Genomic DNA, 20,619 nt, shown 5'->3' on the forward strand with positions numbered 1-20,619 from the left:
CGGCAAGACTTATGTAGCTAGTCTTCATAAGCTCAAAAATAATTGAGTTTATAAGCAGGACATTCAAACTAATGCTTATAGAAATTTACCATCACTCATTACCAGTTTGCGGTCTGCGAGGTCTGCGAGTTCTTCATTATGAGTAACAATAACAAAAGTCTGATTGAATTCTTTCCTCAATTGAAAAATCAATTCATGGAGGTCGTGAGCTGTTGCGCTGTCCAGGTTTCCTGTAGGTTCGTCTGCAAAGATTACCTTAGGATTGTTTATTAAAGCTCTTGCAACGGCAACACGTTGTTGTTCACCGCCAGAAAGCGCGCCTGGCTTGTGATCCATTCGATCTGATAATTTGAGATAAGAAAGGAGCTCTTTAGCTCGTTTCTCAGCTTCTGATTTATCAGTGTTTGCAATGTAAGCAGGGATGCAAACGTTTTCTAAAGCTGTAAATTCAGGTAATAATTGATGAAATTGGAATATAAAGCCAAGTGATTTATTTCTAAATTTATTAAGCTGTTTACCACTAAGATTCATCATGTCTGTACCATCTATTTCAAGACTACTACCGGTTCTGAGATCTGGTTTTTCTAAGGTACCTAGAATATGTAATAAGGTGGTTTTACCAGCACCTGAACTACCGACAACACTAGCTATTTCACCAGCTTTAATTTCTAGATCTACGCCTTTAAGCACTTGTAAATCACCAAAACTTTTATAAATCTGTACTGCTTTAATCATAATAACAAAGTAATGGGTTTTTATGCTTTAAACCATCTTTTTGCATCATTAAAGTCTAGGAAATAAGTAACTCGCAGGGATAGGTTGTGTCGAGATGGTTGCGTGAACAATTCATCTAAACTGTCTTGAAAAGCTATATCACCTTGATTATCAAAGTTAAATATGCTATTGCGATATAGTAAAGTAGCTTCACTACCTGGCGCAAAACGCCATCTATAGGAAAGGTCTAGATTCCATACATTAAAATTAGCGTCAGGGTCAAAGTCGTCTGTCAATGTGTAATCGGTAGGAATAGTACTTCCATTTGAATCAAGTTCTTTAAAATCGCGACTGAATGTTGCTCTAGACCAAAAATTTCTAAATGACAAGCTCAGCGCTTGCTTGTTATTAAAATTATAAGTTCCAGAGATTCTGTTTTCTACCGAGTGTGTATGACGTCTACTGACTATAGGGTTGTCGTCCACGTCTGTATTTACATAACTCATACGATTGTCGTTTTTGTCCCATGATAGTCGGTAAATAAGCAAGAATTCATCTGAGAATCTATATCTAGGGCTCAAAGTAAAGTTATAGCTTTCTTCCAGGTCATTAAATCTTTTAAGCCGGCCCATTCTCACATCTGTTGCAAACTTCTTACGATAATCTGTAGAGATAAAACCTCCCGTAAAATAGGCAGGCTCATACCGCACGACTTGTCCTGTTTTACGAGCTTCAAATTGATTTAAATTTCTGGTAAAGAAATTAAAATCTCCACCGAATGCCAGACGTTCTCTAGTAGAAAAGAAAGGGTTGATGTTGAACTCGCTGTTGGTATGTAAATCTGGGTCGATTTGTCTTCGATGTCTTATTCTGAAGTCTACATCGTACCTATTGAAGATACCAACAGGTGTAAACTGATTGTATTTCAAGTCTGCTGCAAAGGTTTGCGTATTGTTTTGAAAATTACGTCCTAAATCATTAGGATTCCAATTTTTATCACGGTAAAAGTGAGCTAGACTAGGTCTCCATCTACCAGTAGTTTTGCGCCATCTCGCCTCGCTTGCAACACCAGTTTCAGTTCCCGTAGGAGTAAACCGATTACTCATCTTTAATTCTGCTCGGTAATTATTTGAAGCGTTTTTATCGTTGTGGTCGAGCACCAAAGCATTAACTACCGCATCTGTAAAGCTCCCATTTCTTATCGTACTTGCTGTAGATAAAGCAATAGAACTATTTTTACTGAATTGTTGGTCCAGGATAAACATGTTATAATTGGTAAAAGCTTCTGTAATTTCTGTGCGTCGCTCGTTATTAAGTAAGTTTTCAATAGTAGCTTCTGTCTTTTCGGTTATGGCATTTAAAAAACCTACACCTAATCTATCTTTTGTTCTTCCCGTAATTTTTACAGCATTGAGCAATTGTGCACTATTGGGATTATCTATAATATCTTCATTTTCTAATAGCTCTAGGTTACCAAAGCCGCTAGGTGTCTGTCCTATTCTTCGAGAAAAGAAAATCCCTCCTTTATTAAACAAATCAGTTCCTTCATTAAAAAAGGCCCTGTTTTCTCCAAAGGTTTGTTCAAAAGGTCCCAGATTAAGAACAACTTGATCAAAAGCTACTTGACCAAAATCTGGAATCAAAGTCGCGTCCAGAGTGAAGGCGTCGTTGATCCCGTATTTAAGATCCATTCCAGCGCTGTATTCTGTGGTGTTTACTCCATCAAAACGATCATTAACTATGGTGGTATATGGATAAAGGTTCAATCTCAACGGCGGATTTATTTTTTCTACTCCTGTCATTAAGGCATCGTATTGTGTTTCTATTCCCTTAGTAATATCTATCAAGTTATAAGTGTACTCTTCATTCAGCGCGCGTATTCTTCTAAAAATTTGAAAACTCCAGTTTTGTTTTTCTATTTCTGGGAATCTCAGTGTTCTGTAAGGGATCCTCATTTCCACAAACCAGCCAAGTTTATTAATGCTTGTCTCGGATTTAAAAACAACATTGTAGCTAAAGTCTTCACGTCCACCTTCGGCAATGGCATCACCCAATGCGTTGGCACTAGTGGCATAAAACTTTGTTTGATTGATTTGGTTGTTATAGGTGTTTAAAAAGAAGCCAAACACATCTGCCTGAGCATCTATTTCATCTCTTTGAGAAAATTGTCGGGGTATACTTTCTGGATCGCTGTCGTAAAGAAATGCTGCAACATAAAGAGCCTTATCATCATAAGCAATTTTAAACTCTGTCTTATGAGTATCTCGTTCTTTTTGGCCATTTGTCGGCTGTGTCATTACAAAATCACCACCTGTAGGAATAGCATCCCAAAATTTTTCAAAGGGCTCACCATCGACGCTAGGTACGGTAGTTACCCGAGTAGCATTATACACTTTTCTCTTGATTTCAAGAGTGTCTTGAGCTATTTGTGATTCCGCTTTCGCGAAAGCGAGAATTATAATTAACCAGGTAAAAATGTATTTAAATTGCATAAAGAGTTCTCAAAAATGCAAAAATAAGTTGTTTAACAAATCATTTCATTAAAGACATGTTAATTAAAAAAAAGATAAAAATATGTAGGTTAAATTGCTAAAAAAACAAAATGGACAAAGCAATTTTTGCTGGAGGATGTTTTTGGTGCACAGAAGCGGTTTTCCAACGAGTAAAAGGTGTAGAACAAGTGAAATCAGGTTTTTGTGGTGGGCGTATTAAAAATCCTCCTTATAGAGAAGTAGTGCAAGGAAGAACAGGTCATGCAGAAGCTATAGAGATCACATATGATTCTGAAGTGGTATCTTATAAGGATTTAGTAGCCGTATTTATGGCCACTCATGATCCTACTACTTTAAACAGGCAAGGTTATGATGTGGGAACACATTATCGCAGTGCCATATTTTACCTTAACGATCAACAAGAAAATACGGCTAGAGATTACGTTAAAAATTTAGAAGACAAAGCTGTCTATCCAGATCCTGTAGTGACAGAGATAGCTGCAGCTACTATTTTTTATCCCGCAGAAGATATTCACAACGATTATTATAATAACAATCGGGAGCAAGGATACTGTCAGGTAATTATAGATCCTAAAATCAAGAAATTGATGACAGGTTTTAAAGAATTGGTCAAATAAAAAAAGCTCCTTAAAAGGAGCTTTTTTTATGAAGAGTGATCTACATCAATAGATTTATTATTTTTGTTGCTTTCTTTTTCAGACTTGATAAGATAGGTATAGCACCACATGATGGTAAATGATGGAATAACATCTAGCCCTGGAAGTAATTCTTCTACTGTGGTAAAAATACCAGCCGCTACTCCAGATTTTCCTGGATAAAGTTTTGTCATCAAGTAACCAGCAATTGGCGCCCAAGCTAAATCAGCGAATTCCAGTATCCCAAATCCTAAAAGGGAAGACATTCCTATAAGATCAAAGATGACACCTGCAACTAATTTGGAACGTTTTGAATGAAACATAGGATAGATTTAAAAACTCTTAAGTTCAAATAACGTTCCGCAAAATGTTTTTAGTGCAATTTTGAAGAAATAAGGTTCATGAATTCTGCTCGGGTCTCTACTTTTTGAAACTGGCCTCTAAAACCACTTGTGGTAGTAGCACTGTTTTGTTTTTGAACACCACGCATCATCATACACATGTGTGAAGCTTCTATAACAACCGCAACACCTTTAGGTTTTAAAGTCTTGTCTATGCATTCTAAAATGTCATGTGTCAATCGTTCCTGTACTTGTAGGCGTCTAGCAAATACATCTACTATTCTAGGTATTTTAGAAAGACCTACAATATGACCATCAGGAATATAGGCGATATGTGCTTTTCCAAAAAACGGTAGCATGTGGTGCTCACACAAGGAATACAATTCGATATCTTTTATGATGACCATATCGTGATAATCTTCAGCAAACATAGCACCCTTAAGTATCTTAGCAGGATCTATATCGTATCCTGAAGTTAAAAACTGCATGGCTTTTGCAGCTCTTTCAGGTGTCTTTACAAGACCTTCTCGTTCCACGTCTTCTCCTAATTCTTTAATAACATCGCGGTATTTACCTTTGATTTCATCTGTAATTTTTATGTTGTATTCTTCAAAAACCCTGTAAGGTGCCATATACTTTTTATTAAGTGGCAAAGTTATCTATATTTTGTTTAACTTTAAATTAAATTTGTTAAACATTTTAGAAATTAAGAGTGAGCCCAATGCTGTGTGAAGTGGCAGATAGTTTAAACACAAATTTTTGTGGATCTTGTCCGGTTTTACCCCTTCCATAGCGTTTAACCCCATATCCATTTCTAGTATCCAGATAGCGATCTACTGCTTCTACCGTTGCTATAGTTATCGCTAGACTCAATACCACATCAGTTAGAAAATGTGCACCTGACCATAATCGAGAGACTGGGGAAATCAACCCAACAGTGTAAATACCTGCTTTTACATAGGGATTATCAAAATGTTTTGCCAGTGCGTATGCAGTTGTAAAAGCAAGGACGGTATGTCCAGATGGAAAAGATCCAAACCCAGATTCACCAGAGAAAGGACGGAATTCATGTCTTCCTAGACCTGTTTCTGGCCTCGCTCTACCCGTTATTGTTTTAAGTATTTGTTGTAAAATGCCACCAGCAGTTGCGCTAGAAATCATTAATACGCCCGTGCGTCTCCATGCGGGATCTTTAGTAACTAATCCATAGGCATAAACACCTGCGGTAACGCCATAATTATTTTGCGGACTTCCAAAGTACCATCCAAAATCTCTTATCAATTCAGGAACATCTTTTTCTTGTTTTCTAAAGTAATCACTGGACTCATTATCAAAGGTGTACAAGCCGCTCACCAGTAGTGATGTTGCTCCTGCGCGATACAAATCACGTTTTTGCCAGTGAAAAGGCTTTGCATATGCGTATGCAACGCCATTTAATGCATTCAGACCATCATATTGCAGCAATTGCCAGGTGTTCATTTCTTTCACGTCAGAAGCAGTGTATTTGTCTGACTTAAAGTTTTGTGACTTAGCAATAGAAACTACTAGTAAAACTACTGTCAAAAGAATGTTTTTCAAAAATTTCATGATGGTAAAATTAGGTCATTTAAATAGTTATTGATCTATTTTAAAGAATCGAATGTTTAATTTAAAAAATAGGTAGGCACTTTATAAAATAATACTATATTTGCAACCGCTTGGAAATAACTCCACGCTACGGGCTCGTAGCTCAGCTGGATAGAGCACCTCCCTTCTAAGGAGGCGGTCACAGGTTCGAATCCTGTCGGGCTCACAATTACTTATGAATCCATGCTTTTATGTAAAGCATGGATTTTTTTTATTTTAGGAGCGTTGAAAGTCCCAAGACTTTCATAAACGAATAGAATAAATACAATCTGTATCGCTCTTTCAGTGATACATAAATTCTTATTTGCAGGATGTAGCACATTCAGGATCATGAAATTAATCCTGTCGGGTTCACGAATAAATAGTATCATAAGGAAAAACGCCAAGCTCGCTTGAGCGTTTTTTTGTTTATACTATTTTCAAAGCGGAGCACATTCAGGATCAATGAAATAATCCTGTCGGCCTCACGAATAAATAGTATTATTAGGAAAAACGCCACGCTCGCTTGAGCGTTTTTTTGTTTATGATATTTTAGACCGTCCCGTATTGACTCAAGATGGAAATCAGCGCATAGGTGGTAATGGAGTTGCTCCCAACTGGATGTTTACGAAGTATGATAAGTTAGGAAGAGTGGTCTACACGGGGCTTTTTACGAGTCCGCTTTCGCGAAAGCAATTACAGCAGCAACATCTCGATACACAAACAGCAAGTAATGTTTATGAGACACGTATCAAAACTGGTTTTACCAATGGAGGAAAAGCCATACGTTATTCTAATACTAATTTTCCATCAAATCTAAACAATATGACCGTGCTGAGTGTCAGTTATTATGACGATGCTACTCAGGTTGCGGGATCTAATACAACCTACGATACAGATGTGATTTTAAGCAATAACTTAGCCTATACTAATGTGTACAGTCCTATTTTATCTACATCAAACACAGGGCTTCCTACCATAAGCGAAACCAGAGTATTAGGAACTAACGACTGGATCACCAGTGCTTCTTACTACGACATCAAAGCAAGAGCCGTATATGGAGCAATGGTCAACGATTATTTGGGTACTTGGGACAAGAGCTGGAGCAATATAGATTTTATAGGCAAGGCAACAGAGACCAAAACCGAACACCACAAACAAAGTCTTTCTCAGACCATCACAACTACAGATTATCTTACTTATGACCATATGGATAGACTGACCACTCATGTGCAAATGATAGGCTCACAGCCATTAGAGCGCGTCGTAAACAATACCTATGACGCTATGGGACAGCTAGAATCTAAGGGCGTAGGAGGAACAACAACAGCATCACAAAGTTTACAAACGGTAGATTATAATTACAATGTACGAGGATGGTTGACCAATATTAACGATCAAAATAATTTAGGTAATGATCTTTTTGGGTTTGACATAAATTATAACGCTCCTGCTTTAGGTTCTGGATCTGAAGCATTGTACAATGGTAATATATCTGAGACCTTATGGAAAACTGCAAATGATGGAATTACGAGAGGCTATCAATACGGTTACGATGCTCTCAATAGAATAAAGTATGCTACCTATAGAGGAGGAACCCAACATCAAGCCTCTGGAATGTTAGAAAACTATTCCGTAAACAATGTCAACTATGATAAGAATGGAAATATTACCACTTTAAATAGAAAGGGTCTTTTTGAAAACGCATCAAATAGTACGATGTCTATGGATTATGTGGACAAGCTTACTTATCAGTACAGTCCTAAAAGCAATCAGTTAATAAACGTAAGGGATATTGCAGATGTTGCGGCAAATAATACATTCAATGGAGGCTTTAAAGATAAATACTCAGGAATTAACTACATTTATGGTGACGCAAATGGGAATATGACTCAGGATAACAACAAAAATATTCAAAGCATAAGCTATAATCACTTGAACTTACCTACCCAAATAGAGTTTACCGGTGATCGTACAATTGTTTACACTTACGATGCATCTGGGGTAAAATTAAAAAAAGAAATATTTTTAACTGTACGGGATTTGTTTAATCCAGTAGCTGATCTTACCAGTATTTATGCCGGGAATTACATCTATGAAAAAGACAGCTCTGGTGAGAAGCTTTCGTTCTTCTCCCATCCAGAGGGCTATATAGAAAAGAATGGGACTGATTACGACTATGTATATCAATATAAAGACCACTTAGGTACGGTAAGACTTTCTTACTCAGATACCAATAACAACGGCTCTGTAACAAGTGCTGAGATCAGAGAAGAGAATAATTACTATCCTTTTGGGCTTAAACATAAAGGGTATAATAACGTGATTACTGGACGTGATCATAAATATGGTTTTGGTGGTAAAGAAGAACAGGGTGAACTTGGTTTAGAATGGCATGATTTTCATGCTAGGAATTATGATGCAAGTTTGGGTAGATGGATGAATTTGGATAATCTAAGTGAAATGTATTATAACCATTCACCTTTCAACTATACTACAAACAATCCTATCTATTTTATAGATCCAGATGGAAATAAAATAATTGATAATGATGGAATCGTATCAAAACAAAAAAGTCAAATAGCAAGTGATCAGAATGATGTAAATCTCATGGTCAGTAATGGAGCACTTGATACTGAAGTTGCTAAAAAAATTAACAATTTCTATAATTCAGTTTTAAAAGAGATAACAGATTTAGAAGATTCAAAACAAGTTTATAGAGTATCATATGATAGCAATTTTTCCGGTAATGAAGGTGAAACAAGTTATGATTGGATTAATCATGATGTTGCTGTAAAGTTTAGTAAATCCGCATCATTTGGTACTGTTGGTCACGAATTAAAACACGCTTATCAATTTGAGACAGGTAATGTTGGATTTACTAGAAACGGACAATCTCCATTATATGATATTACAGATGAAACTGAAGGTTATAATCGTGAACTTGATCTAGAACGTACTATTAGTCAATTTTCTCCGGTAAACCCACTTTCTCCAATAAAAGGGAATAAACGAGATTTTACCGATCAAGATATCATAGACAAAGGAAAAACTTTTACTGTTCCTGCTTATCAAAACTTGCCTAGTAGCTCTATTAGTATTAATAGTAAGACAGGTAGAAAATTACGTAAAATGGCCAAAGAATCTGGGTTAAATGATACGCCTGTAAACAATGTTTATATCGGATGGCAGAAGGATTACAATAAAGGTGTTAAAAAAAGAAAATAAATGAAAATAATAATTTTAATCGTTATTTTAACAATTCTGAATAACAGTTCGCAAAGTGAACAAGGTAATTATAGTTATCGTCAAACTCATTATTATGAGTCCATAGAACTTAAACAAAACCAGAAATTTACCTACTTACTGAGAAAAAATTTTTCCGAGTATATAGTTAATGGTAATTACAATATTTCACAAGACAGTTTGTTCCTAAATAGCTTTCCTCAAAGAGACAGAATAATTGTTAGGGAAGAAAACAAGAGAAATAAAAACAAAGATACTTTTATCGTACAAACTAAAGAGGGAATAGATTTTCACTATAATTTATATCTAACTTTAGAGGATGGGAATTTAATAGTATTAAAAAATAAAATAGGAAAATCTACAATAAAGAATAAAAGAATAAAGAGTTTCTATTTAAAAGATAATAATGGAATTAGATCGCCTGAACATGTAATATATGGGAATTCTAATAATTATTTTGAAATATTTTTTGAAACCAAAAGGGTTTTTGAAAATGAAAGTTGGATCCTAAAATTGGATAAAATAAAACCTCGTGATTTTAGTGGGAGTTTAACAAGTTATTATTTAAAAAAATAGGTATTGTGGGTAGTGTTCCAAATTAGGACATATAGATATTATAAGTGTTAAATAATTGAAATACAGCAATTGGTATAAATACCCAGCTGGCGCGAGCGCAATGTCATTAAGTTAAGGCTTTGTCAAACTCCATCTTTCTGATTTTTAGTTATTTTAGGTTTTATACGATTACGATATTTCCCTGGTCTACGTTCAAATTTCCGATTAGGTCTTATAGGCACTAAATTTGATTTGAATAATAATTTAAGTTCTTCTACAATATCTGTTTCAACTGATTGTTCTTCCAAAAACAGTGTTACAATTCTATTTTTTAATAGCCCGTAAGACACATTGGTATTTACCTTGTAATCATATTTCTTAGTCTGATTACCTTCCTTAATTTCATCTTCTAATTCACTAACTATTAATGTTTGTACATTACTGACAAATAATGCAGCTTTAAAATCTTGAAGAATACTTAGGTTTGAGTAACCTGAAAAATGTTCTACTTTCAATTTATTTTTAAGCTCATCATAAAAAGTTTCTACTCTCCAGCGCTTAAAATAGAGCTGTTTAAACTCATTAGTTGAGTATAAGTTACTATTTGCTAAAGATGTTATCAAAATCTCAACCTGACCTTTTCCTAATTCTACCCTAACAAGTCTAACTTTAATAGGCGTATTTCGAGTGTATTGTTTGTCTGAAAGCTTTGCGTTTTTCCCTGGATACATTTCAGTAACAATAGATTTTTTACCGCTCTTTTCAAAATCCTTAATTAGACCGCTAAAACCTATCTTAACTCTCATTACATAATTTAATCCTCTATCAAGATGTTGATTAATGAAATCATACGAAGGGTAACCTCTATCATAAATTATCAAATCATCCCAGCTGGCGCGAGCGTCACGCTCGTGATCTACACAACATGAAGAATAAAAAGGAAAGCTAGCAATGGCTTTCCTTGGTAGTGTAAATTAAACTCTGTCTGACATTTATTTTTTCATTTCCCAGCTGGTGCAAGCGCCTCGCTTGTGATCTACACAGCAAGAGTTAAGAAAGAAAAAGGAAAGCTAGCGATGGTTTTCCTTTTTTTAGGGAACATGATTAAATCGAAGCCATATTTTTAAATACCTCATGAACCTCTCTGCCAAAGATCGTTTTGCCGGCGATCAAAAAATCAACTACATTTATGATGCAGCAGGAATAAAAATGCAAAAAAGAGTGTACCACGCCACGTCACATACCGTGCCTATTAAAATCACCAGCTATGCGGGTAACTACATCTATGAAAAAGACAACTCTGGTGAGAAGCTTTCGTTCTTCTCCCATCCAGAGGGTTATGTAGAGAAGAACGGAAGTACATACAGTTATGTCTATCAATATAAAGACCACTTAAATAACATAAGACTTTCTTATTCAGATATTAACGGAGGTGGTTCTGTAGATTCTTCTGAAATCAAAGAAGAGAATAATTATTATCCCTTTGGTGGAAAATTAAAAGGCTTTAATAATGTGATTACTGGGCGTGACCATAAATATGGTTTTGGTGGTAAAGAAGAACAAGATGAACTTGGATTAGAATGGATGGACTTCCATGCTAGAAATTATGATGCAAGTCTAGGTAGGTGGATGAATATTGATCCAATGGCTGAAAAATTCTATGATTTTACTCCATATAACTATGCGAATAATAACCCTATTTATTTATTGATCCTGATGGGATGGAGTCTAAAGATTGGGTTTACAAAGACGGAGGTTATTATTGGGATGAAAATATTAATGCAGCTGATGAAGTTCCGGAGAATAGCGGAATAGAATATGTTGGTGAAAACAGATCAGATGTGGATCAGCATTATGATAATAGAAGCAGTTGGGATGCTATAAAAACAGGTGGTAAAAATGTGGATGAACAATCGTATTATAACTATGTTAATAAAACTATAAATAAGAATTTGAATAGGGCTATCAATAGCGCAAATACACAAAATCCTGTTTATATTTTTGAAGGGATTAGAGGTTTGAATCATGATCAAAAAATGTATTCTACTAACAGTGCATCTAATACAGCCAAAACTTTAAAGGTTTTCAATTAGAATTTGACGGTTATGAAGCAACCGTGGGGAGAGGTGTGTTGTTAACAACTGGTAAAAGAACCACTTTTAGAGAAATGCATACTATTCATATGGTTAAATTTAAGGAGCAAACTTATAATGGTAGACCTTCGAATGTAAAACTTCCTTTAATGATAAATCTCTATGGTCCGCAACGCAGAGATGTCGATGCTATAGGGACTATATATTTATCTCGTGACTATTTAGATTACTTTGACAATGTACGGAAAAATGGTAGTCATTAAAAACACATAAGCAATATGAATAGTAAAAAAATTATTTTGGGAATTTTGACAGCATTGATCATATTATTTATAACGATAATTTATGTAAAATGGTCGTTTTGGAATGAAATTGAAAATGATAAATATCTCATAGGTAGTTTACAATTTTATATTAGTGATTATAATGATTTAAATAATGAAAACCCTGATAAAACTAAAATTAAAGACTTTTTAAACAGAAATAATAAAAATTTAAAATTAACAAACAACGATATCCATGTTACTGAAATGGATGGGCTTTTACTTATTAATATTAGAACTGATACTTCAATTTTAAATTCTTGGAATGAAGATAAAGGCAAAGTTAGCGAGGTTAATTATAACAATATAGAATCCTCTAACTCCTTTATTAAATTTTTAATTAATGATCAAAGTACATATACGTTGTATCTAAATTAAGGGTAGTGTTGCTCTGCAACCAACTAGAATATTTGGTAATGGTTCCCGCTAGAGCCAATGGTGAAGTTCCAAAATCAAATCCCCAGCTGGCGCGAGCGTCACGCTCGTGATCTACACAACATGAAGAATAAAAAGGAAAGCTAGCAATGGCTTTCCTTGGTAGTGTAAATTAAACTCTGTCTGACATTTATTTTTTCATTTCCCAGCTGGTGCAAGCGCCTCGCTTGTTATCTACACAGCAAGAGTTAAGAAAGAAAAAGGAAAGCTAGCGATGGTTTTCCTTTTTTTAGGGAACATGATTAAATCGAAGCCATATTTTTAAATACCTCATGAACCTCTCTGCCAAAGATCGTTTTGCCGGCGATCAAAAAATCAACTACATTTATGATGCAGCAGGAATAAAAATGCAAAAAAGAGTGTACCACGCCACGTCACATACCGTGCCTATTAAAATCACCAGCTATGCGGGTAACTACATCTATGAAAAAGAATCCACCACAGAATCTCTACAATTTTTCTCCTATCCAGAAGGCTACGTAGAGAAGAATGGATCAAGCTTTGACTATGTATATCAATACAAAGACCATCTTAAAAATGTAAGACTTTCTTATTCAGATAGTAACAATGACGGATCGATAGATGCAGCAACAGAAATCATATCGGAGAAAAATTATTATCCATTTGGATTGACTCACAAAGGATATAACAATGTTATAAGCGGTAACTCAAATGCAGCTGCTGATAAATTTGGTTTTGGTGGTAAAGAATTACAGGATGAACTAGGTTTGGAATGGATGGATTTTCATGCTAGGAATTATGATGCTAGTTTGGGTAGGTGGATGAATGTAGATCCACTGGCGGAGAAGTTTGTTGCTTGGAGTCCGTATGTTTACGTTCACAATAATCCAATTAATATGACTGACCCTACTGGTATGGAAGCAGAATGGGTTCCAGACCAAAACGGAAACTTAATAGCGCAAGCTGGAGATAACGCAGCTAGTCTTGCTAAACATCTGAATATATCTGAAAGTAAAGCTTCTAATATGATTAATAGCCAAAATCTAACTAGAGATAATTATGTTGAAAGTGATCCTAGTGTAACTAAAGATCAAACTCTTATTGTTGATAACATTATGACCAGAGGAACTGATTCAGAAACTGATACAAGCGATAAAACATCTTACCAATATAATTGTCATGATTGTTCGAAAGCAGTTGTTACAGGAGAGGAATTGAGCTCTAGTATGACAAGTAGAGGTGCGCCGTCTTTAGCAGACCCTATTTTCACTACAAGAAAGGATAAAAATTATAAAGAATCTACAACTGAAGTTACAGCAAACGAAGCTGTTTTTGGACAAACAGTAATAACTATAGGTACTTTACATTCTGTAGTTTATTATGGTAAAAGTCAGGATGGTACAGTCTATGCTTTCACTAAAGAAGGGCATAGTAGTTTTGTTAAACCAAGGGTGGAGAAGCTTTCAGATATATACAACCGACATAACGCAACAACTAAAGGTGATGAAAAAATTAGGTATTTTAATCATAATAGTAATTAGTTTTTATAACTGTAAATCAACAGATGAAAACCCAATTACTGACGATAAATTAGGCTTAGTGTTTAAATTTCGTTCAGATGTTTTAAGATTTGAGGATTATCAAATTTGTAAGGATATAAATGACGGATTTTACATAGGTTTACCTTATTCAGAGATTAAGGGTAAAAAAATGGATTTACTAAATTCTATTTCTTTTATAAAATCTGATACAATCTTAATTAGAGCTCTTCCTTTACAGGTTTCAGTAAGTAATTATCCCAAATCAGATGCTTTAGTTACAACTTCTAATGACAAAAAGAATCTATTAGGCTATAAGGATGATGATGATATTTTTTGGTTTTCTTTTATAAGTAATCCCAAAAGACCATATAATATTAATATTCTATCTGATGAGAATCAAATCAAAAATTGCATAAAATGGGAAAATGTAAAGTCTATTAAAAGTTTTAATGGAAAAGATATAAATGAATCTGATCTTATAATTAATCAAAATGTCTCACAATAGTTGATATGGTTTTTATAACCTTATAAGGAAAGTCAAAAACGGTTTTCCTTTTTTCATGCACTAAAATCAAGCTAAAAACCGTTCCATTAGTTTTTCCAACACCTCTGTATCTCTTTGAGCCAATTTAGAAGATTTTGCAGCGAGTTGTTCGAGTTTGCTAGGCGTTGCAACTCATCAAAACCGCAACAAAAGTGTTCCAAAGTTGGGACAAGTGCCTTAAATAAAAAGGTTCTCCAATAGAAACGGAGGTTTTAAAGAAATATACTTAGAAACTAACTATAGTTATGCTGATACAAACGGCAACATGACTCAGGATAACAATAAAGGAATCAGACTAGAAATAGCCAGGAATAACAACGTACAAAACGAACAACTTTTAATACCACAAAACTACTTTAATGACCTGATCGGAAAGAGCATTATAAAATGACTAAAAAAGATCAATAGCAAAGCAGGAAACGTGAATCATCTGCGAGCATCCGTAATCGTGAATTGGTTGAAACAGCACAACATCAGAAAAGTCCAATATCTAGCGGGCCATAAGTTTATCAGTTCTACAGAAAAATACAAACAGAACCATCTTGAAAGTCTGCAAGATGCCGTAAACGAGTTTCATCCGTTATCCTAAAAGTCAGTATCAAATAATCACAATAATAATATCTTTGCAGCATGAGTAAAAAAGAAATCTCCATACCAGAAGAAATAATTGCTAATAAAATACACTTGATAAGAGAACAGAAAGTAATGTTGGATAAAGACCTAGCAGAACTTTATCAAGTTGAAACCAAGCAACTCAAACGCCAAGTTAGAAGAAATATAGATCGTTTTCCTGAAGATTTTATGATCGAACTGGATCAAGAAGAGTTTACAAACTTGAGGAGCCAATCTGGCACCTCAAAATGGGGCGGAACAAGATATGCTCCTATGGCTTTTACTGAGCAAGGAGTTGCAATGTTATCAAGTGTTTTAAGTAGCCCAACGGCCATAAAAGTACACATCCAAATCATAAGAGTATTTACCAAGATCCGAGAAGTTCTAAAAAATCATAGCGATTTACTTTTACGAATGGAAAAGCTAGAAAGAAATACCAGTAAACACGATATGCAAATTTCACAGGTTTTTGATCTCATAAAACAGTTGGTAAAACAAGAAGAAGCTCCACGTACACAAATCGGTTACAAAAAAGATAACAAATAAAAAGCCAGAAGATTTCTATGGTCTTGTCGATAGGATGAATCAACCTCTTGACTTTTGCGCATGGTTCAAAGAATATAGTTTACAAAAATGTAAAGACTATATGATCGACATTAGTAAACCAGTTCCATTAACTCACTATAAAAAATATAAATAGAAATGGTAAGCAACACTTCATACATTTGGGCAAAAAAATAAAGTAATAATAGCAAAGTCCTCTGCTGGCGCCAGTCTACAAAGTCGCTAGTGCTAGTTTTTAACTAGTACCGTACTGAGTAAAAACGATGTAATCAATAAAAGGAAAGTCATAAACGGCTTTCCTTTTTTTAGGCGCTAAAATCAAATTAAAAACCGTTCCAATAGTTTTTCCAACACCTCTGTATCTTTTTGAGCCAATTTAGAAGATTTTGCAGCGAGTTGTTCGAGTTTGCTAGGCGTTGCAACTCATCAAAACCGCTACAAAAGTGTTCCAAGGTTGGGACAAGTGCCTTAAATAAAGGGTTCTCCAATAGAAACGGAGGTTTTAAAGAAATATACTTAGAAACTAACTATAGTTATGCTGATGCAAACGGCAACATGACTTAGGATAACAATAAAGGAATCAGACTAGAAATAGCCAGGAATAACAACCTACAAAACGAACAACTTTTAATACCACAAAACTACTTTAATGACCTGATCGGAAAGAGCATTATAAAAAGACTAAAAAAGATCAATAGCAAAGCAGGAAACGTGAATCATCTGCGAGCATCCGTAATCGTGAATTGGTTGAAACAGGACAACATCAGAAAAGTCCAATATCTAGCGGGCCATAAGTTTATCAGTTCTACAGAAAAATACAAACAGAACCATCTTGAAAGTCTGCAAGATGCCGTAAATGAGTTTCATCCATTGAGATAAATACTGAATAAAAGTACTTGATTAGGTACTTTTTATTATCTTTGCTTTATGGAAACAGTAAATTATACAGACTTTCGTTCCAATCTGAAGCATTGGTTTGATAAAGTAGTCAATGATGTAAGCGATATCATTATCAAGCGTAAAAGTGGTAAAGACCTTGTTTTAATATCGTTAGACGAATACAACTCATTAAAGGAAACGACCTATTTGCTAACAGGAAAAAATAGAGATATTTTATTAAACTCTATCAAAGAACTTGAAGCAGGTAAAGGAGTTCAAAAAGGTTTAATAGAATAGATGAAATTAACTTGGTCTACTTCTTCTTGGGAAGATTATTTGTATTGGCAGAAAGTCGATAAGAAAATCGTAAAACGAATTAATGAACTTATTAAAAGTTGTTTGCGAACACCTTTTGAAGGCATAGGAAAACCCGAAGCTTTAAAGGGCGATTTACAGGGTTATTTGTCAAGACGAATAACATCAGAACATCGATTGGTTTACAAATACGAAAAAGAAGAAATCTTGATAGCAGCTTGTCGTTATCATTACGGGAAATAAATCCCACACAAGATAAAGGCCAGATTATTGCCAAAAAAAGGCAAGAATCCTCTGTCTTTTATCCTGTTCCGCGCGCCACCACTTCTATGGTTTTTGGGTCACATTTTTTGTAGCCAACGCACAAACAGCACATTACGTTTTTAAAAAGATTTAGTTGTTTAAAGAAAGTTGTAATCTTAAAAAAGTAAAGAGCTGCGCCAACGCTCAAAAACAAAAAATCTGCCATAAAAACCACCCCAAGCTATGTTACATAATAGAAGTTATGTTCGTACAAACGGAACTCTGCTACCTACAAGCCCCTGCTGGTCCCGGTCTACAAAGTCGCTAGTGCTCGTTTTTAACGAGTACCGTTATGAGTAAAAACGATGTAATCAATAAAAGGAAAGTCAAAAACCACTTTCCTTTTTTTATGCACTAAAATCAAGCTAAAAACCGTTCCACGGCTAGCGCGAGCATCTTGCTCGTGCCCTCAAAGAAAAGTAAACTGATTTTTATCTATTTTTACTGAAAAGAGTTGATGAGCCGAAACTAAAATACATACACGACAATCCTGTTGTATAAGGCTTTGTGACCAACCCAATAGATTGGAAATTGATATAAATTAGATAGTGTGTACGAGCGAGACGCTCGCACCTGCTGGGGAAATAATACCTAAAAATTGAAAAATTCTAAAATAATATACTGCTTACTACTTTTCTGTTTTTTAATATCGTGCAAGACGAACCTAGTTGAGTTTAATAGCGGTAAACCAGATGTCTATAAATCTTTAATTAAAGATTTCGAAGAAAGAGTGTTAAATAAAACACCAAATGACACTTTAAAATTAATAGAAATATTTTCCAATGATAAAATTTTAAATGATGGAACTTTATTTACATTTTATCAATGGAAAAAGTCAGTCGTAGTAGTACCTGACTCTATTTATGATGTTGACTATATTTTAAAAAATGATAGGATCTATTATTGGCAGGACAAGGGAACAAAGAAAAAGCCACAAGATTTCTATGGTCTTGTCGATAGGATGAATCAACATCTTGACTCTTGCGCATGGTTCAAAGAATATAGTTTACAAAAATGCAAAGACTATATGATTGACATTAGTAAACCAATTCCATTAACTTACTATAAAAAAATAAATAGAAATGGTAAGCAACACTACATACATTTGGGCAAAAAAATAAAGTAATAATAGCAAAGTTCCCCTGCTGGTGCGAGCGTCTCGCTCGTGATCTACACGGTAAGAGGCGAGAATAACAATTTAAATAAGGGAGTTAGAGATAGCTTTCCTTTTTCTATCCAATAATCTCAGGGTCAAATAACAGATTTAACCACCTTAGTAACCTCTCTACCAAAGCCCCAGCTGGTGCGAGCGTAATTAGCCGGAACGTCTAGCGCGAGCATCTTGCTCTTGCCCTCAAAGAAAAGTAAACTGATTTTTATCTATTTTTATTAAAAAGAGTTAATGTGCCGAAAGTATAAATTTGCAGATAAATCTGGTGCGTACTTTATAAGCTTTGCTACTGTGAACTGGATAGATGTATTTACTAGAGACACTTACTTTTGGTGTATTATAGCATCGTTAGATTTTTGCAGAAAAAATAAAGGCATGGAGCTTTATGGTTATTGTATCATGCCAAGCCACGTTCATTTAATTTTTCGGTCAGCATTAAACGATCCATCAGGATTAATAAGAGATTTTAAAGGGTTTACTTCAAAGAAAATAGTTAAAATCATTGATGATAATCCACAAGAAAGCCGAAAAGAATGGATGCTCTGGATGTTTGAACGTGCTGGCAAAAAAAATAGCAATGTTACCAATAAACAGTTTTGGCAGCAGGATAATAAACCAATAGAGATTTGGTCATTAAACGTATTTGAGCAGAAACTAAAATACATACACAACAATCCTGTTGTATCAGGCTTTGTGACCAACCCAATAGATTGGAAATTTAGCAGTGCAAGAAATTATGGTAATGATGACCATACCATTTTGGAAATTGATATAAATTAGATAGTGTTTACGAGCGAGACGCTCGCGCCAGCTGGGGAATTTGGAACAGCAGCTAGAACATATAAAAATGCTGTAAATATAAAAGTAAGTAATCCTCAAGCATTAATAGTAGGTTGGAAGAAGTGGAGAGGTATCCCTTACAAGCCAATCGAAGGAGACTTTCATAACTCTCACAATCGAGTTGATGATTGGACTAATAATACACCAGACGAATAATGAAAAAAATATTTTTACTCTTACTCACTTTGATTTTTTGTAGTTGTAATAGTGGTTACGATTATAAGATATCAGATTTAGAAAGTCAAAAGCTCAAATTTGATAAGTTGCCACAAATAGTAAAAGAATTTTTCTTGAGTCCACAAGAATTTGAAAAAGATAAAGGTGGTTATATTGACTTAGCATGTCTAGATCAAAAATGTTATTACAAATTAGAAGTCGTTAAAACAAGTGTTGGCTCTTGGGTTTCTTATGTCAAATTAATTGATGAAAAAACTGGATTATCATATTATATCGATCAAGGAATACCGCAGCCTTATATTATACACAGTGAAAAGCTATATTTGATAAATCAGTTTAATGTTTTTACGACAGTTGAAGATTTTTCTACTTTAGAAATTACCTGCTATAATTTAAAAAGTTAATACCCTGCTGGCACGAGCGTCTCGCTCGTGATCTACACAACAAGAGTTCAAGAATAAAAAAAGAAAAGCTATCAATGGTTTTCCTTTTTTTATGCGTACCCCAGCTGGCGCGAGCGTCACGCTCGTGATCTACAGGTAAGAGTTAAGAATGATAATAGGAAAAAGGGACGTCTAGAAATAGTTTCCCCTTTTTATGTGATAGGCTCACAGCCTTGCTACCAACGAGGCCCCTGCTGGTGCGAGCGTAATTAGCCGGAACGTCTAGCGCGAGCATCTTGCTCGTGCCCTCAAAGAAAAGTAAACTGATTTTATCTATTTTTACTAAAAAGAGTTGATGAGCAGAAACTAAAATACATACACGACAATCCTGTTGTATCAGGCTTTGTGACCAACCCAATAGATTGGAAATTTAGCAGTGCAAGAAATTATGGTAATGATGACCATACCATTTTGGAAATTGATATAAATTAGGTAGTGTGTACGAGCGAGACGCTCGCACCAGCTGGGGTTCCAAGGTTGGGAAAAGTGCCTTAAATAAAGGGTTCTCCAATAGAAACGGAGGTTTTAAAGAAATATACTTAGAAACTAACTATAGTTATGCTGATGCAAACGGCAACATGACTCAGGATAACAATAAAGGAATCAGACTAGAAATAGCCAGGAATAACAACCTACAAAACGAACAACTTTTAATACCACAAAACTACTTTAATGACCTGATCGGAAAGAGCATTATAAAAGACTAAAAAAGATCAATAGCAAAGCAGGAAACGTGAATCATCTGCGAGCGTCTGTAATCGTGAATTGGTTAAAACAGCACAACATCAGAAAAGTCCAATATCTAGCGG

At 34.9% G+C, this 20,619-nt stretch carries 22 protein-coding genes, 1 tRNA gene and 1 pseudogene; 18 read left to right on the forward strand and 6 right to left on the reverse strand.

What is annotated here, in order from left to right; translation table 11 throughout:
* Positions 1-75: 75 nt before the first annotated feature.
* Positions 76-735, reverse strand: a complete 660-nt coding sequence (locus F0365_RS12495) for an ABC transporter ATP-binding protein (protein WP_169933996.1) — start codon at positions 733-735, stop codon at positions 76-78.
* A gap of 20 nt (positions 736-755) precedes the next feature.
* A complete protein-coding gene (locus tag F0365_RS12500; RefSeq protein ID WP_169933997.1) occupies positions 756-3,206 on the reverse strand; it encodes a DUF5916 domain-containing protein in 2,451 nt (816 codons plus the stop codon).
* Positions 3,207-3,316: 110 nt separating this feature from the next.
* Between F0365_RS12500 and msrA the strand changes: the two genes are divergently transcribed.
* On the forward strand, positions 3,317-3,844 hold the full coding sequence (gene msrA / locus F0365_RS12505; RefSeq protein ID WP_169933998.1) for a peptide-methionine (S)-S-oxide reductase MsrA: 528 nt from the start codon (positions 3,317-3,319) through the stop codon (positions 3,842-3,844).
* Between the two features lie 26 nt (positions 3,845-3,870).
* On the opposite strand, the gene F0365_RS12510 is transcribed toward msrA, so the two are convergent.
* The 3 genes from F0365_RS12510 to F0365_RS12520 form a co-directional block, all read right to left on the reverse strand.
* Positions 3,871-4,185, reverse strand: coding sequence for a hypothetical protein (locus F0365_RS12510; RefSeq protein WP_169933999.1), 315 nt, complete (start codon positions 4,183-4,185; stop codon positions 3,871-3,873).
* A 50-nt stretch (positions 4,186-4,235) separates the two neighbouring features.
* Positions 4,236-4,835, reverse strand: coding sequence for a GTP cyclohydrolase I FolE (folE, locus tag F0365_RS12515; RefSeq protein WP_169934000.1), 600 nt, complete (start codon positions 4,833-4,835; stop codon positions 4,236-4,238).
* A gap of 67 nt (positions 4,836-4,902) precedes the next feature.
* The gene (locus tag F0365_RS12520) at positions 4,903-5,790 is read right to left on the reverse strand and encodes a phosphatase PAP2 family protein (protein WP_169934001.1); all 888 of its coding nucleotides are present in this window, start codon (positions 5,788-5,790) and stop codon (positions 4,903-4,905) included.
* Positions 5,791-5,921: 131 nt separating this feature from the next.
* Between F0365_RS12520 and F0365_RS12525 the strand changes: the two genes are divergently transcribed.
* From F0365_RS12525 to F0365_RS12535, 3 genes are all read left to right on the forward strand, one after another.
* Positions 5,922-5,995, forward strand: a tRNA-Arg gene (locus F0365_RS12525).
* Between the two features lie 380 nt (positions 5,996-6,375).
* Complete coding sequence (locus tag F0365_RS12530; protein ID WP_169934002.1) at positions 6,376-9,036, forward strand: RHS repeat domain-containing protein; 2,661 nt, start codon at positions 6,376-6,378, stop codon at positions 9,034-9,036.
* Positions 9,037-9,630 carry a hypothetical protein gene (locus tag F0365_RS12535; RefSeq protein ID WP_169934003.1) on the forward strand — a complete coding sequence of 198 codons (594 nt, stop codon included), beginning with the start codon at positions 9,037-9,039 and terminating at the stop codon, positions 9,628-9,630.
* A gap of 122 nt (positions 9,631-9,752) precedes the next feature.
* Here F0365_RS12535 and F0365_RS12540 read toward each other — a convergent pair whose 3' ends face one another.
* Positions 9,753-10,562: a transposase gene (locus F0365_RS12540; RefSeq protein WP_262889043.1), complete on the reverse strand. Its 810-nt coding sequence runs from the start codon at positions 10,560-10,562 to the stop codon at positions 9,753-9,755.
* 181 nt (positions 10,563-10,743) lie between these two features.
* Here F0365_RS12540 and F0365_RS12545 point away from each other — a divergent pair, with 181 nt between their 5' ends.
* The 14 genes and pseudogenes from F0365_RS12545 to F0365_RS12605 all read left to right on the forward strand — a co-directional run bounded on the left by F0365_RS12545 (position 10,744) and on the right by F0365_RS12605 (position 20,517).
* Positions 10,744-11,424 carry an RHS repeat domain-containing protein gene (locus tag F0365_RS12545; protein ID WP_169934005.1) on the forward strand — a complete coding sequence of 227 codons (681 nt, stop codon included), beginning with the start codon at positions 10,744-10,746 and terminating at the stop codon, positions 11,422-11,424.
* Positions 11,425-11,450: 26 nt separating this feature from the next.
* Positions 11,451-11,702 carry a hypothetical protein gene (locus tag F0365_RS12550; RefSeq protein ID WP_169934006.1) on the forward strand — a complete coding sequence of 84 codons (252 nt, stop codon included), beginning with the start codon at positions 11,451-11,453 and terminating at the stop codon, positions 11,700-11,702.
* Between the two features lie 278 nt (positions 11,703-11,980).
* The gene (locus F0365_RS12555) at positions 11,981-12,403 is read left to right on the forward strand and encodes a hypothetical protein (protein WP_169934007.1); all 423 of its coding nucleotides are present in this window, start codon (positions 11,981-11,983) and stop codon (positions 12,401-12,403) included.
* Positions 12,404-12,732: 329 nt separating this feature from the next.
* Positions 12,733-13,962: an RHS repeat domain-containing protein gene (locus F0365_RS12560; RefSeq protein ID WP_169934008.1), complete on the forward strand. Its 1,230-nt coding sequence runs from the start codon at positions 12,733-12,735 to the stop codon at positions 13,960-13,962.
* Positions 13,925-14,467 carry a hypothetical protein gene (locus F0365_RS12565; protein ID WP_169934009.1) on the forward strand — a complete coding sequence of 181 codons (543 nt, stop codon included), beginning with the start codon at positions 13,925-13,927 and terminating at the stop codon, positions 14,465-14,467. Before F0365_RS12560 ends, F0365_RS12565 begins: the two co-directional genes overlap by 38 nt.
* A 669-nt stretch (positions 14,468-15,136) precedes the next feature.
* On the forward strand, positions 15,137-15,664 hold the full coding sequence (locus tag F0365_RS12570; protein ID WP_169934010.1) for an ORF6N domain-containing protein: 528 nt from the start codon (positions 15,137-15,139) through the stop codon (positions 15,662-15,664).
* Between the two features lie 945 nt (positions 15,665-16,609).
* Positions 16,610-16,858, forward strand: a complete 249-nt coding sequence (locus F0365_RS12575; protein ID WP_169934011.1) for a type II toxin-antitoxin system Phd/YefM family antitoxin — start codon at positions 16,610-16,612, stop codon at positions 16,856-16,858.
* The gene (locus tag F0365_RS12580) at positions 16,859-17,119 is read left to right on the forward strand and encodes a Txe/YoeB family addiction module toxin (RefSeq protein ID WP_169934012.1); all 261 of its coding nucleotides are present in this window, start codon (positions 16,859-16,861) and stop codon (positions 17,117-17,119) included.
* A gap of 658 nt (positions 17,120-17,777) precedes the next feature.
* Positions 17,778-18,305 carry a hypothetical protein gene (locus F0365_RS12585; protein WP_169934013.1) on the forward strand — a complete coding sequence of 176 codons (528 nt, stop codon included), beginning with the start codon at positions 17,778-17,780 and terminating at the stop codon, positions 18,303-18,305.
* Between the two features lie 276 nt (positions 18,306-18,581).
* Positions 18,582-19,130 (forward strand): REP-associated tyrosine transposase, encoded by a 549-nt coding sequence (locus tag F0365_RS12590; RefSeq protein ID WP_169934014.1) that lies wholly within the window; start codon positions 18,582-18,584, stop codon positions 19,128-19,130.
* Positions 19,131-19,133: 3 nt separating this feature from the next.
* Positions 19,134-19,346: a hypothetical protein gene (locus F0365_RS12595; protein ID WP_169934015.1), complete on the forward strand. Its 213-nt coding sequence runs from the start codon at positions 19,134-19,136 to the stop codon at positions 19,344-19,346.
* On the forward strand, positions 19,346-19,771 hold the full coding sequence (locus F0365_RS12600) for a hypothetical protein (RefSeq protein WP_169934016.1): 426 nt from the start codon (positions 19,346-19,348) through the stop codon (positions 19,769-19,771). Before F0365_RS12595 ends, F0365_RS12600 begins: the two co-directional genes overlap by 1 nt.
* A gap of 330 nt (positions 19,772-20,101) precedes the next feature.
* Positions 20,102-20,242 (forward strand): annotated as a pseudogene (locus F0365_RS16565) (transposase); the annotation flags it as partial.
* 5 nt (positions 20,243-20,247) lie between these two features.
* A complete protein-coding gene (locus tag F0365_RS12605; protein WP_169934017.1) occupies positions 20,248-20,517 on the forward strand; it encodes a hypothetical protein in 270 nt (89 codons plus the stop codon).
* Positions 20,518-20,619: the final 102 nt, after the last annotated feature.

Origin of the sequence: Nonlabens sp. Ci31, from assembly GCF_012974865.1 — a bacterium.
GTDB lineage: Bacteria > Bacteroidota > Bacteroidia > Flavobacteriales > Flavobacteriaceae > Nonlabens.

What these genes read in the sequence shown, in the direction of transcription:
- F0365_RS12495 (WP_169933996.1), bottom strand. Translation starts at nt 735, where the DNA reads ATGATTAAAGCAGTACAGATTTATAAAAGTTTTGGTGATTTACAAGTG.
- F0365_RS12500 (WP_169933997.1), bottom strand. Translation starts at nt 3,206, where the DNA reads ATGCAATTTAAATACATTTTTACCTGGTTAATTATAATTCTCGCTTTC.
- msrA (WP_169933998.1), top strand. Translation starts at nt 3,317, where the DNA reads ATGGACAAAGCAATTTTTGCTGGAGGATGTTTTTGGTGCACAGAAGCG.
- F0365_RS12510 (WP_169933999.1), bottom strand. Translation starts at nt 4,185, where the DNA reads ATGTTTCATTCAAAACGTTCCAAATTAGTTGCAGGTGTCATCTTTGAT.
- folE (WP_169934000.1), bottom strand. Translation starts at nt 4,835, where the DNA reads ATGGCACCTTACAGGGTTTTTGAAGAATACAACATAAAAATTACAGAT.
- F0365_RS12520 (WP_169934001.1), bottom strand. Translation starts at nt 5,790, where the DNA reads ATGAAATTTTTGAAAAACATTCTTTTGACAGTAGTTTTACTAGTAGTT.
- F0365_RS12535 (WP_169934003.1), top strand. Translation starts at nt 9,037, where the DNA reads ATGAAAATAATAATTTTAATCGTTATTTTAACAATTCTGAATAACAGT.
- F0365_RS12545 (WP_169934005.1), top strand. Translation starts at nt 10,744, where the DNA reads ATGAACCTCTCTGCCAAAGATCGTTTTGCCGGCGATCAAAAAATCAAC.
- F0365_RS12555 (WP_169934007.1), top strand. Translation starts at nt 11,981, where the DNA reads ATGAATAGTAAAAAAATTATTTTGGGAATTTTGACAGCATTGATCATA.
- F0365_RS12560 (WP_169934008.1), top strand. Translation starts at nt 12,733, where the DNA reads ATGAACCTCTCTGCCAAAGATCGTTTTGCCGGCGATCAAAAAATCAAC.
- F0365_RS12565 (WP_169934009.1), top strand. Translation starts at nt 13,925, where the DNA reads ATGAAAAAATTAGGTATTTTAATCATAATAGTAATTAGTTTTTATAAC.
- F0365_RS12570 (WP_169934010.1), top strand. Translation starts at nt 15,137, where the DNA reads ATGAGTAAAAAAGAAATCTCCATACCAGAAGAAATAATTGCTAATAAA.
- F0365_RS12575 (WP_169934011.1), top strand. Translation starts at nt 16,610, where the DNA reads ATGGAAACAGTAAATTATACAGACTTTCGTTCCAATCTGAAGCATTGG.
- F0365_RS12580 (WP_169934012.1), top strand. Translation starts at nt 16,859, where the DNA reads ATGAAATTAACTTGGTCTACTTCTTCTTGGGAAGATTATTTGTATTGG.
- F0365_RS12590 (WP_169934014.1), top strand. Translation starts at nt 18,582, where the DNA reads ATGTGCCGAAAGTATAAATTTGCAGATAAATCTGGTGCGTACTTTATA.
- F0365_RS12600 (WP_169934016.1), top strand. Translation starts at nt 19,346, where the DNA reads ATGAAAAAAATATTTTTACTCTTACTCACTTTGATTTTTTGTAGTTGT.